The 13347-nt window shown below is 46.5% G+C and carries 22 protein-coding genes; all 22 read right to left on the reverse strand.

Annotated features, from left to right (window positions below):
* Positions 1–14 precede the first annotated feature (14 nt).
* On the reverse strand, positions 15–803 hold the full coding sequence (locus tag L7H18_03865; GenBank protein UMX47556.1) for a nucleoside monophosphate kinase: 789 nt from the start codon (positions 801–803) through the stop codon (positions 15–17).
* Positions 790–2163, reverse strand: coding sequence for a preprotein translocase subunit SecY (gene secY / locus L7H18_03870; GenBank protein UMX47557.1), 1374 nt, complete (start codon positions 2161–2163; stop codon positions 790–792). Before secY ends, L7H18_03865 begins: the two co-directional genes overlap by 14 nt.
* Before the next feature lie 46 nt (positions 2164–2209).
* On the reverse strand, positions 2210–2644 hold the full coding sequence (locus L7H18_03875; protein ID UMX47558.1) for an uL15 family ribosomal protein: 435 nt from the start codon (positions 2642–2644) through the stop codon (positions 2210–2212).
* An 83-nt stretch (positions 2645–2727) separates the two neighbouring features.
* A complete protein-coding gene (locus tag L7H18_03880; GenBank protein ID UMX47559.1) occupies positions 2728–3429 on the reverse strand; it encodes a 30S ribosomal protein S5 in 702 nt (233 codons plus the stop codon).
* A 149-nt stretch (positions 3430–3578) separates the two neighbouring features.
* Positions 3579–3962 (reverse strand): 50S ribosomal protein L18, encoded by a 384-nt coding sequence (gene rplR, locus L7H18_03885; protein UMX47560.1) that lies wholly within the window; start codon positions 3960–3962, stop codon positions 3579–3581.
* Between the two features lie 151 nt (positions 3963–4113).
* Positions 4114–4659, reverse strand: a complete 546-nt coding sequence (gene rplF, locus L7H18_03890) for a 50S ribosomal protein L6 (protein ID UMX47561.1) — start codon at positions 4657–4659, stop codon at positions 4114–4116.
* A gap of 154 nt (positions 4660–4813) precedes the next feature.
* A complete protein-coding gene (rpsH, locus tag L7H18_03895) occupies positions 4814–5200 on the reverse strand; it encodes a 30S ribosomal protein S8 (GenBank protein UMX47562.1) in 387 nt (128 codons plus the stop codon).
* Positions 5201–5252: 52 nt separating this feature from the next.
* Positions 5253–5438 (reverse strand): type Z 30S ribosomal protein S14, encoded by a 186-nt coding sequence (locus tag L7H18_03900; protein UMX47563.1) that lies wholly within the window; start codon positions 5436–5438, stop codon positions 5253–5255.
* 38 nt (positions 5439–5476) lie between these two features.
* The gene (rplE, locus tag L7H18_03905; GenBank protein ID UMX47564.1) at positions 5477–6037 is read right to left on the reverse strand and encodes a 50S ribosomal protein L5; all 561 of its coding nucleotides are present in this window, start codon (positions 6035–6037) and stop codon (positions 5477–5479) included.
* A gap of 157 nt (positions 6038–6194) precedes the next feature.
* Entirely contained in the window at positions 6195–6518 is a 324-nt protein-coding gene (gene rplX, locus L7H18_03910; protein UMX47565.1) for a 50S ribosomal protein L24, read from the reverse strand.
* Positions 6519–6608: 90 nt separating this feature from the next.
* Complete coding sequence (gene rplN / locus L7H18_03915) at positions 6609–6980, reverse strand: 50S ribosomal protein L14 (protein ID UMX47566.1); 372 nt, start codon at positions 6978–6980, stop codon at positions 6609–6611.
* An 87-nt stretch (positions 6981–7067) separates the two neighbouring features.
* Positions 7068–7340, reverse strand: a complete 273-nt coding sequence (gene rpsQ, locus L7H18_03920; protein ID UMX47567.1) for a 30S ribosomal protein S17 — start codon at positions 7338–7340, stop codon at positions 7068–7070.
* A 108-nt stretch (positions 7341–7448) separates the two neighbouring features.
* Positions 7449–7640, reverse strand: coding sequence for a 50S ribosomal protein L29 (gene rpmC / locus L7H18_03925; GenBank protein ID UMX47568.1), 192 nt, complete (start codon positions 7638–7640; stop codon positions 7449–7451).
* A 203-nt stretch (positions 7641–7843) separates the two neighbouring features.
* The gene (gene rplP / locus L7H18_03930; GenBank protein ID UMX48451.1) at positions 7844–8260 is read right to left on the reverse strand and encodes a 50S ribosomal protein L16; all 417 of its coding nucleotides are present in this window, start codon (positions 8258–8260) and stop codon (positions 7844–7846) included.
* Positions 8261–8383: 123 nt separating this feature from the next.
* Positions 8384–9046, reverse strand: coding sequence for a 30S ribosomal protein S3 (gene rpsC / locus L7H18_03935; GenBank protein ID UMX47569.1), 663 nt, complete (start codon positions 9044–9046; stop codon positions 8384–8386).
* A 108-nt stretch (positions 9047–9154) separates the two neighbouring features.
* On the reverse strand, positions 9155–9523 hold the full coding sequence (gene rplV, locus L7H18_03940) for a 50S ribosomal protein L22 (protein UMX47570.1): 369 nt from the start codon (positions 9521–9523) through the stop codon (positions 9155–9157).
* A gap of 123 nt (positions 9524–9646) precedes the next feature.
* Positions 9647–9967 (reverse strand): 30S ribosomal protein S19, encoded by a 321-nt coding sequence (gene rpsS / locus L7H18_03945; GenBank protein UMX47571.1) that lies wholly within the window; start codon positions 9965–9967, stop codon positions 9647–9649.
* Between the two features lie 113 nt (positions 9968–10080).
* Positions 10081–10854, reverse strand: a complete 774-nt coding sequence (rplB, locus tag L7H18_03950; GenBank protein ID UMX47572.1) for a 50S ribosomal protein L2 — start codon at positions 10852–10854, stop codon at positions 10081–10083.
* Positions 10855–10933: 79 nt separating this feature from the next.
* Entirely contained in the window at positions 10934–11350 is a 417-nt protein-coding gene (gene rplW / locus L7H18_03955; protein ID UMX47573.1) for a 50S ribosomal protein L23, read from the reverse strand.
* Between the two features lie 2 nt (positions 11351–11352).
* Complete coding sequence (gene rplD / locus L7H18_03960) at positions 11353–12072, reverse strand: 50S ribosomal protein L4 (protein UMX47574.1); 720 nt, start codon at positions 12070–12072, stop codon at positions 11353–11355.
* 153 nt (positions 12073–12225) lie between these two features.
* Positions 12226–12822, reverse strand: a complete 597-nt coding sequence (gene rplC, locus L7H18_03965) for a 50S ribosomal protein L3 (protein UMX47575.1) — start codon at positions 12820–12822, stop codon at positions 12226–12228.
* Between the two features lie 104 nt (positions 12823–12926).
* Complete coding sequence (rpsJ, locus tag L7H18_03970; protein UMX47576.1) at positions 12927–13277, reverse strand: 30S ribosomal protein S10; 351 nt, start codon at positions 13275–13277, stop codon at positions 12927–12929.
* Positions 13278–13347: the final 70 nt, after the last annotated feature.

The raw sequence follows: 13347 nt of genomic DNA on the forward strand, positions 1-13347 counted from the left end.
CAGATATCCTGGCATTAAATTTCGTAAACTTTAAAACACGGCCCCAGCGCGTCCAAAATGTCGGAAAAAACATTTTCCACATATTGGTCGGCATTGATCTTTTTCAAATTAAAATTCCGGCTGCGGTAATAATCTTCAAGCGGCGCCATAGTTTGGTCATATTCTTCCAAGCGCAATTTTATGGTTTCCACATTATCCAAATCGCGATGAATCAACCGCGATCCGTCGAGCGGACAGCGCCTCAAATTGGCATTTTCCGGAATATAAAGTATGGAATGGCGCATCAATTCGCAAATTCGGCGGTTGCTGTTGCGAAAAATCGTCTGTTCCCGCGGCAGATCAAGAAAGAAGATATGAATGTTTTCCTTGCCGTAGAGTTTTTCCAAAAAAGGAATTTCGATTTCAGCTTCCGGCAATGACCGGGGAGATCCGGATAATATGAGCGACTTGCCCAGGCTGTGTATCTCGGCCATTCTTTTATTCATCAGGCAAGCCGTGAATTCCACCGAGCACAACACGCCTTTGCGCCTCTTCTCAAGTTCGACATCGATAGGATATCTCTTGCCCTCGATTTCAATCGCTTCGCCGGATTTCGCGTTCTTGAATTTTTCCTCAAGCACGCGGCTGGTATCCAGATTGTAGAAATAGAATTTAGACGCCAACAATTCCGACTGCGTGCCTTTGCCCGCGCCCGGAGGGCCGAAAAGCAATATCACTTTCTTGATATGGTTGCCGGAGAGATTGTTGGAAGATGCGTTGCCGCCTTCGGCGGACTTGGAAATTTCTTTGTTAAAAAGTTTCATATTCGCGCATTTGAAGCTGGGCCCTGATTTGTCGCACAGTTTCCAGAATAACGCTAACCGCGATCAAAAGCGATGTGCCGCCGATCAAAAAACTGAATGAATTGATGCCCGTAAACGATCCGATCACCTGCGGCATAATCGCGATTATTCCCAAGAACACCGCGCCCACAAGAAGCACCCGATTCAAAATATAATGCAGAAAATCGGCGGTCGGGGTTCCGGGACGAATGCCGGGAACAAACCCGCCCATCTTTTGCAAATTATTCGATATTTGTTTAGGGTCGAATGTCACCGCGGTATAAAAATAAGTGAAGAGCACCACCAACAGGAAATAAGAAGCCATATAGAACGCGCTGTCGGCCTGGAAAAGATTGACGGTCGCCTGCGCGACACTGCCCACCCATCCGGGCGAAGAAACCAGAAAATTGGCGATCATCGACGGAAACAGCAATATCGAAAGCGCGAAGATAATCGGAATCACGCCCGCCGGATTGATATTCAACGGCAAATAGGTTGATACCCCGCCCACCATTTTCATCCCCCGCACGCGTTTGGCGTACGACACGGGAATGTTGCGCCGCGCTTCATTGACCAATACCACCGCGGCCACCATCGCGATCGCCATCACGAAAAACGCGATGTAGCCGGGAATCATCGACGGATCATAAGCGGACGCCATTTGTTGGACATTCTTCGGAAAATCGGCCACGATGCCGGCAAAGATCAAAAGCGAAACGCCATTGCCGATCCCCTTTTCGGTTATCAATTCGCCCATCCACATCAAAAGCATCGATCCGGCCGTGATCGTCAGAAGCGCCGCGACCATTACCAAGGGCGAGGAAAACTCCACCACATTCTGGCGTTGCAGCAATATCATCATCGCGTAACCTTGCAATAATGCCAGAGGAACCGTAGCGACGCGCGCATATTGGTTAAATTTGGTCCGGCCCGCTTCGCCTTCTTCTTTATACATCTTTTCCAGCGTCGGGAAAATCATTGTCAACAACTGCAAAATAATGATTGCCGTAATGTAAGGCCCGAGCCCGAGCATCGCGATCGAAAGCCGGTCCATTGATCCGCCCGTAAACGCGCCTAAAAGCTGGAACATTTGGAATTGGCCGAAAAATATTTTCAGCTGGTTGACATCGATTCCGGGAATCGGGATATTGCACATCATCCGGAACAGCGCGAAAGCTCCCAGCACAAAAATGATCTTGTTGCGCAAGTCCTTGATCTTAAAAGCCTGAATTACAGTTTGGTACCACATCTCAAAATTTAAAATGCAAAAATCAAAGATCAAAATTAAGGAAAATATGTCGTTGAAATTTTCTTCAAAAATTTTAACTCCAAAATTTTTCATTTTCCCGCCAGAGGCGGATGCGCCTCAGGTGCAGATCTTTCAATTTTTAATTTTTTACGCTGCCTCCCGCTTTCTCTATCTTCTCCTTCGCCGATTTGGAAACTTCGCAATCCTCGACAATCAAATTCTTGGTAATTTCTCCCGTACCCAGTATCTTTATTTCGGGATATCGACCCGAAACCCGGGGCGCCAAATTCATTTCCACCAAAGTTCTGGGATTGACTTTCTGGCCGTTTTCAAATTTTGATTCAAGCTCCTTGATATTCACAATTTCCGCCTTAACGCCAACTCTATGGTTTTTATAACCCCTCAATTTGGGATAACGCTTCAAAACATCCCTGATGATGGGACGAAAATTGCGGCCCGATCTTGCGGTCTGGCCCTTGCCGCCGTGGCCCGAATAAGTGCCGCGCTTGCCTCCGCGGCCGACGCGCTTCCGGGATTTGACGGCGATTTTAGCGGCTAATTGATGTGTCTGCATGATAACCTTGAATAATTTTCAATTTCCAATTTTCAATTTTCAATTAAAAATCCGGAAATCGAAATTCAGTATAAATTTAAAAATTATTTTTCCGGGACGACTTTTTCTTCAGCAATCGGCGTGATGATTTCCGATTTTTTGGAAGTTTGAAGTTTCAGATATTCAAAAGCTTTTAAAGTCGCGCGCGCGTTGTTCAATTTATTTTTAGTCGTACCCAACATTTTGGAAGAAATGTCTTTTATCCCGGCCAACTGGCAAATCAAGCGCACCACGCCGCCCGCCATCAAACCGCGCCCTTTGCGCTGGGGTTTGATGATAACCTGGGCGGGACCGACTTTGGCAACCGCTTCGTGGGAAATCGTTCCCTTGACCACCGGCACGATCACCATATTCTTTTTTGACTGAATGGTCGCTTTTTCGACCGCTTGAGCCACATCCAAACCGGAAGCGACTCCCAAGCCAACTTTGCCCGCCTTATTGCCGCTGATCACAATCGCGCGAAAACGCAACCGCCGCCCTCCGGCGCGGGTATGGGAAACTCTCGACAAATCAAGCAGTTTGGAATCCATACCGTCGCGATCCTTCTCTTCGCGCTTGCCGTAACCTCCCCGCGATCTGCCGCCGCCGAAACGGCTGTCGCCTTTGGGCCGCGAAAACCGATTGTCCTGGCCGCGAAAACCGCTCCGGTCGTTCCGGGGCGCAGTTTGCGCCGCCGGCGGCGTTGCCGGAACAGCCGCAACCTGCGGCGCCGTTCCTTTTTGTATTGTTTGTTGTGTTGCTTCCATGTTTCAAATTTAAAATGCAAATATCAAAGATCAAAATTAAGGAAAATATATATCGTTGAAATTTTCTTCAAAAATTTCAACTCCAAAATTTTTAACTTTCCCGCCAGAGGCGGGTGCGCCTCAGGCGCAAATCTTTCAATTTTGATTTTTTAGAATTCCAATCCTCCTTTGCGCGCGCCTTCCGCCAAACTCTTCACTCGGCCGTGATAACGGTAAGCTCCCCGATCAAACACAACTTGTTTGGCTTTCAATTCCTGCGCGGCTTTGGCGATCGACTCGCCAACCGTAAACGCCAACGCGCATTTCTCGGACAACTCGCCTTTCCGACCGGCCGCTTTTACCGCCTTCAAATCGCTGCTGACCGCCAATGTCACTCCTTTTTGGTCGTCAATCAACTGGGCCAGAATGTGCTTGTTTGACCTGAATACGCACAACCGAGGTTTTGCCGCCGTACCCGAAATCCGGGCGCGAACGCGGCGATGCCGATCCGTTTTCCGCTGTATTTTATGCTTGATTTTATTTCTGATGCTCATCGTACCTAATTTAAAATGCAAATATCAAAGATCAAAATTAAGGAAAATATATCGTTGAAATTTTCTTCAAAAATTTCAACTCCAAAATTTTTAACTTTCCCGCCAGAGGCGGATGCGCCTCGGGCGCAGATATTTCAATTTTCAATTATCTTTATTTCGCGCCGGCGGCCGCTTTCTTGCCAACCTTCTTGCGCACCTTTTCGCCGACATAACGGATTCCTTTGCCTTTATAGGGCTCCGGCGGCCGAACCCGGCGAATCTGCGCCGCCACCTTGGAAACCAGTTCTTTGTCGCAACCCGACACGCTGATAATATTTTTTTCAACTTTAAAAACAACTCCCGGTTCGGCATTGATCGCGACCGGATGGGAAAATCCCATATTCAAAACCAAACCCTTGCCTTCAATCGCCGCGCGGTACCCGATTCCCTCAATTTGCAATTGTTTGACGAAATCCTGCGTTACTCCCTGAACCATATTTGCCAAATGCATTCTGACCGTACCCCACATCGCGCGCGCAACCTTGCTTTCATTGGCGGGATTCACCGTTAAAACCGACGCTTCCTTGGTAATTAAAACCTCCGAACCGAAATCACGCGATAATTGCCCTTTCGGACCTTTTACCGTAATGTTCGCGCCGTCAATGGCGACATCGACTCCGGAAGGTATGATTATTGGTTTCTTGCCTATTCTGCTCATTTTACTTAATTTAAAATTGAAATATCTGCGCCTGAGGCGCACCCGCCTCTGGCGGGAAAATGAAAATTTTTGGAATTGAAATTTTCAAAGAAAATTCCAACGACATATATCTTCCTTGATTTTGATCTTTGATTTTTAAACTTTTAATTTTCTATTACCAGATCTCGCAAAGCATTTCTCCGCCGATGTTCTGTTTCTTGGCTTCATATTCGGTCATCAATCCCTTGGAAGTCGTGATTATTCCTATGCCATGGCCCTGTTTCACTCTTTTGATATCGCTCGCGGCCACATAAACCCTCAAACCCGGCTTGGAAACCTTTTTGTAACCCGAAATTGCCGGAATTTTATTCGTGTATTTCAACGAAATCTCCAGGCAAGGATGCGTTTTGCCGGTCTTTTTTATTTTCCGGCTCTTTTTTTCCACGCCCGCGACAAGCCCTTTTCTTTCCAGAATTTTGGCAATGGCGTATTTTATGCTCGAATACGGCACCGCCACCAACGGCTTTTCCACCGCCTGCGCGTTGCGGATCATTGTTAACATATTTGCGACTGTATCCATGTTTCAAATTTAAAATTTAACTTTTAATTTTTTATTACCAGCTGCTTTTCGTCACCCCCGGAATCAAACCTTTGTTGGCCGCCTCGCGGAAACAAATCCGGCATAAACCGAATTTCCTCATATAGCCGTGCTTTCTGCCGCACTTAAAACATCTGCGCACGACCCTTGATTTGAATTTGGGAGTCCTTTTTGATTTGGCGATTTGTGCTTTTGTTGCCATATTAATAATTCAAAATGTAAAATTTGATTTTTCAACTTTTAACTTTCTCTGATCGGGAATTTAAGAAGTTTGAACAGAGCCGCGCCTTCTTCCTTGGTTTCCGCGGTCGTCACTACCGTAATTTCAAAACTGAAAATAAAATTTATTTTTTCCGGCGAAATCTCCGGAAACGCGATATGTTCTTTTATGCCAAAGGTCAAATTGCCGGCCTGATCGATCCCTTTCGGGGGAATACCCTGAAAATCGCGCGACCGGGGCAAGGCCACCGTGATCACTCTTTCCAAAAAATCATACATTTTACCGCGCCGCAAAGTCGATTTGGCGCCGATATTCTGGCCTTCGCGGATCTTAAAACTCGAAATTGAGTTCTTCGCCTGCGTTACCATCGCTTTCTGGCCGCAAATTTGGGTAAGGTCGCGGGCAACCGCTTCCTGAATTTTTTTCTGTTCATCCTTGGTTTTGCCCGAAACCAAACGGCCAAAACCGCAGTTGACCACAACTTTTTCAATCTTGGGAACCTCCATTTCGTTGCGATAGCCGAACTGCTTCATCATTGCCGGCACCGCTTCCTTTTTATATTTTTCCAATAAATAAGCCATAAACTCTAATAAAATCCGAAATACGAATTACGAAATCCGAAACAAATTTAAATTTTCAAAATTATAATGTTCAAAACGGATAATTAGATTCGTTTTGAAATTTGAAAATTCGTGCTTGTTTCGAATTTCGAATTTCGATATTCGATATTTGCATCTTCTATATCTCGGCCAGGCACTTTCTGCAAATCCTGACCGTCTTTTTGCCGCCATTCTCGCCGCCTTCGATCACTTTATATCCGACTCTCGCCGCCTTGCCGCATTTGGGACAAATAAGCTTCACATTGGACGCGTCGATGGATTTTGGCAAGGAAACGATCTGGCCCTTTTGCCCCTGTTGTCTCGGTTTTTGGCTTTTTTTGGCGATATTCACGCCCTCCACCACGATCCGCCCGTTCTTGGGCAACGCCGTCAAAACCTTTCCGGTCTTGGCGCGGTCTTTCCCGGATATCACCAACACATTGTCGCCTTTAATTATCTTCATATATAAACTTTAAGCGTAAGGCGAAAAGTGTAAAGTAAGAATTCGAACCCGTATTTTTACTTTGCACTTTGCGCTTTTAACTTTGCACTTTTATACCAGTTCTTCGGCCAACGCCGCCACTTTATCGTAACCCTTCTCTTTTAATTCCTTGGCAACCGGTCCAAAAATCCTTCCGCCTTTGGGTTCCATTGTCTTGCCTTCCAAAACCACGCAGGCGTTGTCGTCGAAGCGCACATATGTGCCGTCTTGGCGTTTGTACTCTTTTTTCTGCCGAATGATCACCACCCGCACTTTTTCGTGTTTCTTAACCATCTTGCGCGGATCGGCTTCTTTGACCGCGGCCATTACCACATCGCCCACCGCCGCGTACCGCCGGCGCGTACCGCCGGACACATGAAAACACTGGACGATCCTTGCCCCTGTGTTATCCGCGACCTTAAGCATTGTTCGAAGTTGAATCATATTAATATCGCCTCTTTTCGGCGTCTGAATAATCAAAGTTTAAAACGGAGTAATTGTACTATAAAAATTAAAAAAATGCAACCCTGCCTACTCGGCGGTTTTAACTTCTTTTTCTTCCGCCTTGGCCGCGGCGATCTTTCCGGCCACTTTCCAGCGCTTATCGGCCGACATCGGACGGCATTCCTCGATCACCACCGCGTCGCCAATCTTGTATTCGCCGGTCTCGCAATGAGCTTTATATTTCTTGCTCACCTTATACCGTTTGTGGTATTTCGGATGTTCCTTTAAACGCTCGACCAAAACCACCACGGTTTTAGCCATTTTGTCGGACACGACTTTTCCTGTTAATTGATGCTTCATATCTAATTCAAAATTTAAATATCAAAATGTAAAATTGTTGTGTTGAAATTTTCCTTGAAAATTTTAACTATATATCTTCCTTGATTTTGATCTTTGATTTTTTAACTTTTAATTTTCTATGGTTTCGTTTTGCAAAGTTTTTATTCGCGCGACATCCAGCTTTATCTGCCGGACTTCTTTCAAATTCTTCACTTTGCCCGCCGACAAATCAAATCTCAACTCGGCCAGCTTGGCAAGTTTTTCATCCAGTATCACGGCTAATTCTTGTTTATTTTTTTGGCGCAATTCGGAAGTTTTCATTTTATGTGATTTCAATATGCTTAGGGCTCTTCCACAAATAAGTTCCTTAGATTGGTTATCAGATTTGTCCCAGATTTCGTTTTTTCCGACCGAGCAAGATTTGAGATGTAGCAATGGCTACATTGAAAATCTTGCGACCGAAGAAAAACGAAAGATGGGGCGAATATGGAAGCAAGATGGGGAAGTTATTTGTGGAAAAGACCTTAGAATTCTTTTTTGACAAATCTGGTTTTGATCGGCAATTTATCGCCGGCTTTCTCAAGCGCCTCGCGGGCGATATCTTCTTTAACGCCATCCAGCTCGAACATCAAGCGTCCGGGTTTCACCACAAAAGCGTAATGGTCGACTCCTCCCTTGCCGCCGCCCAAAGGCACTTCTTCGCCTTTGCTGGTTACCGGCTTGTCCGGGAATATTCTGATCCAAAGCTTGCCGCCCTTCTTCAAATATCTTAAAATCGCCCGGCGGCCCGCCTCGATCTGGCGCGAAGAAATCCATTTTTCCTCAAGCGCTTTCAAACCGAAACTGCCGTAATTCAACTCGGCTCCGCGGTACGAAAGACCGATACCGCGGCGGCGGCCCTTCTGCCATTTGCGATGCTTAACTTTTTTCGGCATTAAAATCGACATACTGATAATTCAAAATTTAAATATCAAAATGCAAGATTGTTGTGTTGAAATTGTTTACAATTTCAACGATATATATTTTCCTTAATTTTGATCTTTGATTTTTTAACTTTTAATTTTTTACAGCTTTTCCCCTTTGTACACCCACACTTTTATTCCGATAACGCCGTAGGTGCAATGCGCTTCGGTCAGCTCGTAATCAATATCGGCCCTAATGGTTTGCCGCGGCAAACGCCCCTTGCCAAGCCACGCCGTGCGCGCGATTTCAACACCGTTCAACCTTCCCGCCACCTGAACCCTCACTCCCTGCACATCCCGCGAACCCATAGCCTTCTCTATCGATTGTTTCAGAACCTTCAAATAAGGCATCCGCTTCTCGATTTGCGCCGCGATTGATTGGCCGATATAAGCCGCCGACGCCCAAGGATTCGTGATTTCTCTGATTTCAACGCGCAAATCCGCGCCGTTCTTTTTTGTTTTGCCGGTTTTCGCGCCCTTGAAAATCAATTTCTCCAATTTCTTCCGCAACTCCTCGATCCCTTGCCCCTGGCGGCCGATAATAAGACCCGGGCGCACGCATGAAATTATCACATTCATTTTGCCGGGAAACCGGTCGATCTCGACCTCGGAAATGCCGATGCCCGCGAGGCGCTTGTGAAGGAATTGGCGTATCAGAAAATCTTCTTCCAACATCGCGGGAAATTTCTTTTCGTAATAACCGCGGGAATACCATCCCGAGCTATCTTTTATTCTGAATCCTTTTGGGTGAACCTTGTGAGCCATAATAGCAAATTTAAAATTTAAATATCTGCGCCTGAGGCGCACCCGCCTCTGGCGGGAAAATAAAAATTATCGATTTAAAATTTTTCTTTGAAAAATTTCGATATATAATTATTCTTTGATTTTGATTTTTGATTTTTCAACTTTTAACTTTTCTTTAAGTATCATCGTGATATGGGCCGTTCTTTTTTGCAGTTTGTCGGCGCGGCCGCGCGATCTGGGAAAAACTCTTTCCGACATCGGGCCGTCGTTGACCATCAATCGATCAATATAAAAATTATTCGGATCCAATTTATAAGTATTCTTCGCCGTCGCCATTGCCGATTGCAAAAGCTTCAATATCGGCAAACTGGCCTTCTTGGCGGTAAATCTCAAAATCGCTTCGGCCTCGGTCGTCGATTTATATCTCACCAGATCCGCCACCATCCTCACTTTCCGGGCGGTGATCTTTAAATTTCGTAATTTTACCGTGATTGCCATATTAATAAATCAAAATTTAAATATCTGCGCCTGAGGCGCACCCGCCTCTGGCGGGAAAATGAAAATTTTAACGATATATTATTCCTTGATTTTGATTTTTCAGCTTTTAGCTTCGCGCTTTCTCTATTTCTTCTTTGTCGATGCCGCGACGGTTGCCGCTCCGGCGCTCGCCTGCTTGGCTTCAAGATCCTTTTGCATCTTCCCGCCGTGGCGATGGAATTTGGTCGTCGGAGAAAATTCTCCCAGCTTATGCCCCACCATTTCTTCATTGGGCTTGACCGAAATGAATTCTTTGCCGTTATGAACCGCGAACGCCAGCCCGATCATTTCGGGAACAATCGTGCTCCGGCGCGACCAAGTCTTAATAACCGCGATGCCGCCCTTTTTGACTTTTTCCATTAACTTCTCGTCCACGAAAGGACCTTTTTTTAAGCTTCGTGCCATATTTTTTCTAAATTTGAATATCGAATATCGAAATTCGAAATATGAAATTCAGTTTGATTATTTGAAAATTCGGGTTTGTTTCGGATTTCGTGCTTCGGATTTCGTGCTTTTATTTATTTCGCTCTTCGTTTAACAATTAACTTGCTGGTCCACTTTCTCGGATTGCGGGTCCGGACGCCCATTGCCGGTTTGCCCCACGGAGTCTTGGGATGCCTCAATCCGATACCCGTCCGTCCCTCGCCGCCGCCATGCGGATGGTCGCAGGGATTCATCACCGAACCGCGCACCGTCGGCCGCCATCCTTTCCTTCTCATCGCGCCCGCGGTATGATAATTCTCGAATCGGTATTCCGGATGCGAAGCCTTGCCGATCGACGCGTAACATTCCGCCGGCACTTTCCTCACTTCTTTGGAAGGCATCTGCAATTGGACGAATTGGCCTTCGGTGGCCATCACCCGCGCCGCCGATCCGGCGGACCTTACCATCTTCCCGCCTTTTCCGGGCTGTAATTCGATATTAAAAACTTCGGTGCCGACCGGAATATTTTTCAACATTACGCGATTGCCGGTTTTAATCGCCGCGGTTTCGCCGCAAATGATGTCTGCCCCCGCCGCCAATTCGTCGGCCGCCAAAATATAGCGCCGGTCCCCGTCATCGTATTTCACCAATGCCAGATACGCGGTGCGGTTCGGATCGTATTCCATGGCGATCACTTTTCCCGCGATTCCGAATTTTTCCTGTCCAAAATCAACCACGCGGTACATCCTTTTGACGCCGCTGCCGCGATGGCGAACCGTGATCCGACCGGAAAAATTCCTGCCGGCCTTGCTTTTTAACGGCCTCAGCAAATGCTTTTCCGGCCTTTTTTTGGATAATTGGGTTTTCATATATAAACTTTAAGCGTAAAGGAAGAATTCGAATTCGTATTTTCACTTCGCGCTTTTCGCTTTTAGCTTCGCGCTTTTTCTATTTGGGCAAAACTTCAATGCTCTGGCCTTCCTTGATTTTCACGATCGCCTTGCGATAGCCCGGTTCCGTGACAATTCCGCGGCCGCGCCGGCGCCGCTTGCCGGGGACATTCACCACATTCACGCCCGTGACTTCCACTCCGTAATAATTCCCAACCGCGCGGGCAACTTCTTTTTTGTTCGCGCCGCTTGCCACCTTGAAAACATACTGGTTGATTTTCACAAGCTTTGAAGCCTTTTCGGTCACATGCGCGTGTTCCAAAACCCGCATTGCCTGTCCGCTGACCTTGCGAACGGTTTTAACGCTCTCGCCCGTTTTGGCGGCGACGGCTTTTTTTTCTTTTTTTACCGCCGCGCCTTTTTTAACGCCGGAATATTTGCCGCCCTCTTTTTTGAATATGTCGGTGATTGCCATAACTATTTCTTTTTATTCACGGGTTTCTTCACGGTTTTGACGATCTTTACCGCTTCCTTTTTCTTGCTTTCGGCCGGCTTTTTGGCCGCGATCGCGCCAATATCGCTGATCGCTCCCACCGGCATCAACAAACATTTGGTATTCAACAAATCAAGAACATTGAGCTTGGCCGCTTCAATCGTTTTCACATCGGCAAGATTGCGGCTCGCCAAAATTTCGTTTTTGGCCGCCGCGGGCAATGCGATCATTATCTTTCCCTTTTTGAAATTATCGTTGACTTTTCTGACGCTTTCCAAAACTCGGAGCATTTCTTTGGTTTTGGGCTGGCTGACCGCCAAACTTTCCAAAAAGAACAGCGAATTGGCCGAAACTTTGGCCGTCAATATCATCGCCAAGGCTTTTCGTCTCATTTTCTTGTTGATTTTTCCGCCGTAAATCTTTTCATTGGTCGGGCCAAAAACCACTCCTCCATGGCGCCATTGCGGCGATCTGATCGATCCCTGGCGCGCGCGGCCGGTACCCTTCTGCCTCCACGGTTTCTTGCCGCCGCCGGATACTTGGCCCCTGCCTTTCGTATGCGCCGTTGACTGCCGCCGGTTATTCATCTGGGTCGTCGCCACCTGATAAACCAAATCCCGGTTCATCTTGACTTCGAACAAATCTTTCGGAAGTTCAATCGTCCCCGCGGCTTCCCCTTTTTGATTGTATGTCGTAACTTGCATAAAACTTAATAATTTCGAATATCGAATGTTCGAAATCCGAAACAATTTTCTAATTTTCAAAATTCGAATGTTTAAAACTGGAATTCCGTTTCGGTCATTCGATATTTGAAAATTCGAATTTGTTTCGAACATTCGAATTTCGTGCTTCGGATTTTATCCGCGTATTTCCAATAATGTTCCTTTTCTTCCCGGAACCGCGCCCAAAATTGCCATCAAATTCTTTTCCGCGTCAACCATCACGATTTTCAAATTTTTCACGGTAACCCGGTCAACGCCCATCCGTCCCGGCATCTTCTTCCCTTTGCGGATCGCCGCGCCGCCCATTCCCACCGAACCGACATTGCGCAATTCGTGCTTGGTACCGTGCGTGCAGGAAAGTCTTCCTTTAAAACCATGCTTTTTAACCGCCCCCTGGAAACCCTTGCCTTTGGAAAGGCCGGAAACTTTAATGACATCTCCCTCTTTGAAACTGTCCACCTTGACCGAATCGCCGGCTTTCAAATCCAAACCGCCGTCAACGCCCCGATATTCTTTAATGGTCCGAAACGGCTTTCCCGCCTGGCTCTTTTTGACGCGCTTTGAATCAATATCGCCAAATCCCAACTGCACCGCCGCGTAACCGTCGTTTTCCTTGGTCTTTAATTGCGTCACCCGGCAAGGTCCGGCCTCGATCATCGTAACCGGCATCCTTTTGCCGCCGGCGGCGAAGATCTCCGTCATTCCGATTTTTTTTCCTAAAATGAATTTCATGTTGGCAGTTTAACAATGGAAAACCGGGCATAGCCCGGTCCCAACTATGGCTATTTCTTTAATATTTGATTTCAATATACCGAATCCAAAAGCGATTATTACGATTACATTTTAATCTCAATATCCACGCCCGCCGGCAAAGTGAGATTCCGAAGCGAATCAATGACCTTGGGCGTCGGATTCACGATGTCCAGCAAACGCTTGTGCACCCGAATCTCGAATTGCTCCCGCGCGTCTTTATGGACAAATGTCGACCGGTTCACGGTGTATTTGTGAATCTCGATCGGAAGCGGTATCGGCCCAAGAATCTCGGCGCCATAACGATTTATCGTCTCAATGATCTGCTTGGTGCAATTATCAACCACCTTGTGATCGTATGCCCGAAGCTTAATCCTCAATTTGGGCCTGGAAGTTTCCTTGATCTCTTTATTTTTCTTTGTAATCGTTGATGCCATTTGTCTGCAATTCCATTAAATTTGCTTTTGGAATTTCCTTTTAAAAGTTTTGTTAATCGCGAGATTAATC

Source organism: Candidatus Nealsonbacteria bacterium DGGOD1a (assembly GCA_022530585.1).
GTDB lineage: Bacteria > Patescibacteriota > Minisyncoccia > Minisyncoccales > UBA5738 > UBA5738.

Coding starts and splice junctions, on each gene's coding strand:
- L7H18_03865 (UMX47556.1), bottom strand. CDS start 803: ATGAAACTTTTTAACAAAGAAATTTCCAAGTCCGCCGAAGGCGGCAAC.
- secY (UMX47557.1), bottom strand. CDS start 2,163: ATGAAAAATTTTGGAGTTAAAATTTTTGAAGAAAATTTCAACGACATA.
- L7H18_03875 (UMX47558.1), bottom strand. CDS start 2,644: ATGCAGACACATCAATTAGCCGCTAAAATCGCCGTCAAATCCCGGAAG.
- L7H18_03880 (UMX47559.1), bottom strand. CDS start 3,429: ATGGAAGCAACACAACAAACAATACAAAAAGGAACGGCGCCGCAGGTT.
- rplR (UMX47560.1), bottom strand. CDS start 3,962: ATGAGCATCAGAAATAAAATCAAGCATAAAATACAGCGGAAAACGGAT.
- rplF (UMX47561.1), bottom strand. CDS start 4,659: ATGAGCAGAATAGGCAAGAAACCAATAATCATACCTTCCGGAGTCGAT.
- rpsH (UMX47562.1), bottom strand. CDS start 5,200: ATGTTAACAATGATCCGCAACGCGCAGGCGGTGGAAAAGCCGTTGGTG.
- L7H18_03900 (UMX47563.1), bottom strand. CDS start 5,438: ATGGCAACAAAAGCACAAATCGCCAAATCAAAAAGGACTCCCAAATTC.
- rplE (UMX47564.1), bottom strand. CDS start 6,037: ATGGCTTATTTATTGGAAAAATATAAAAAGGAAGCGGTGCCGGCAATG.
- rplX (UMX47565.1), bottom strand. CDS start 6,518: ATGAAGATAATTAAAGGCGACAATGTGTTGGTGATATCCGGGAAAGAC.
- rplN (UMX47566.1), bottom strand. CDS start 6,980: ATGATTCAACTTCGAACAATGCTTAAGGTCGCGGATAACACAGGGGCA.
- rpsQ (UMX47567.1), bottom strand. CDS start 7,340: ATGAAGCATCAATTAACAGGAAAAGTCGTGTCCGACAAAATGGCTAAA.
- rpmC (UMX47568.1), bottom strand. CDS start 7,640: ATGAAAACTTCCGAATTGCGCCAAAAAAATAAACAAGAATTAGCCGTG.
- rpsC (UMX47569.1), bottom strand. CDS start 9,046: ATGGCTCACAAGGTTCACCCAAAAGGATTCAGAATAAAAGATAGCTCG.
- rplV (UMX47570.1), bottom strand. CDS start 9,523: ATGGCAATCACGGTAAAATTACGAAATTTAAAGATCACCGCCCGGAAA.
- rpsS (UMX47571.1), bottom strand. CDS start 9,967: ATGGCACGAAGCTTAAAAAAAGGTCCTTTCGTGGACGAGAAGTTAATG.
- rplB (UMX47572.1), bottom strand. CDS start 10,854: ATGAAAACCCAATTATCCAAAAAAAGGCCGGAAAAGCATTTGCTGAGG.
- rplW (UMX47573.1), bottom strand. CDS start 11,350: ATGGCAATCACCGACATATTCAAAAAAGAGGGCGGCAAATATTCCGGC.
- rplD (UMX47574.1), bottom strand. CDS start 12,072: ATGCAAGTTACGACATACAATCAAAAAGGGGAAGCCGCGGGGACGATT.
- rplC (UMX47575.1), bottom strand. CDS start 12,822: ATGAAATTCATTTTAGGAAAAAAAATCGGAATGACGGAGATCTTCGCC.
- rpsJ (UMX47576.1), bottom strand. CDS start 13,277: ATGGCATCAACGATTACAAAGAAAAATAAAGAGATCAAGGAAACTTCC.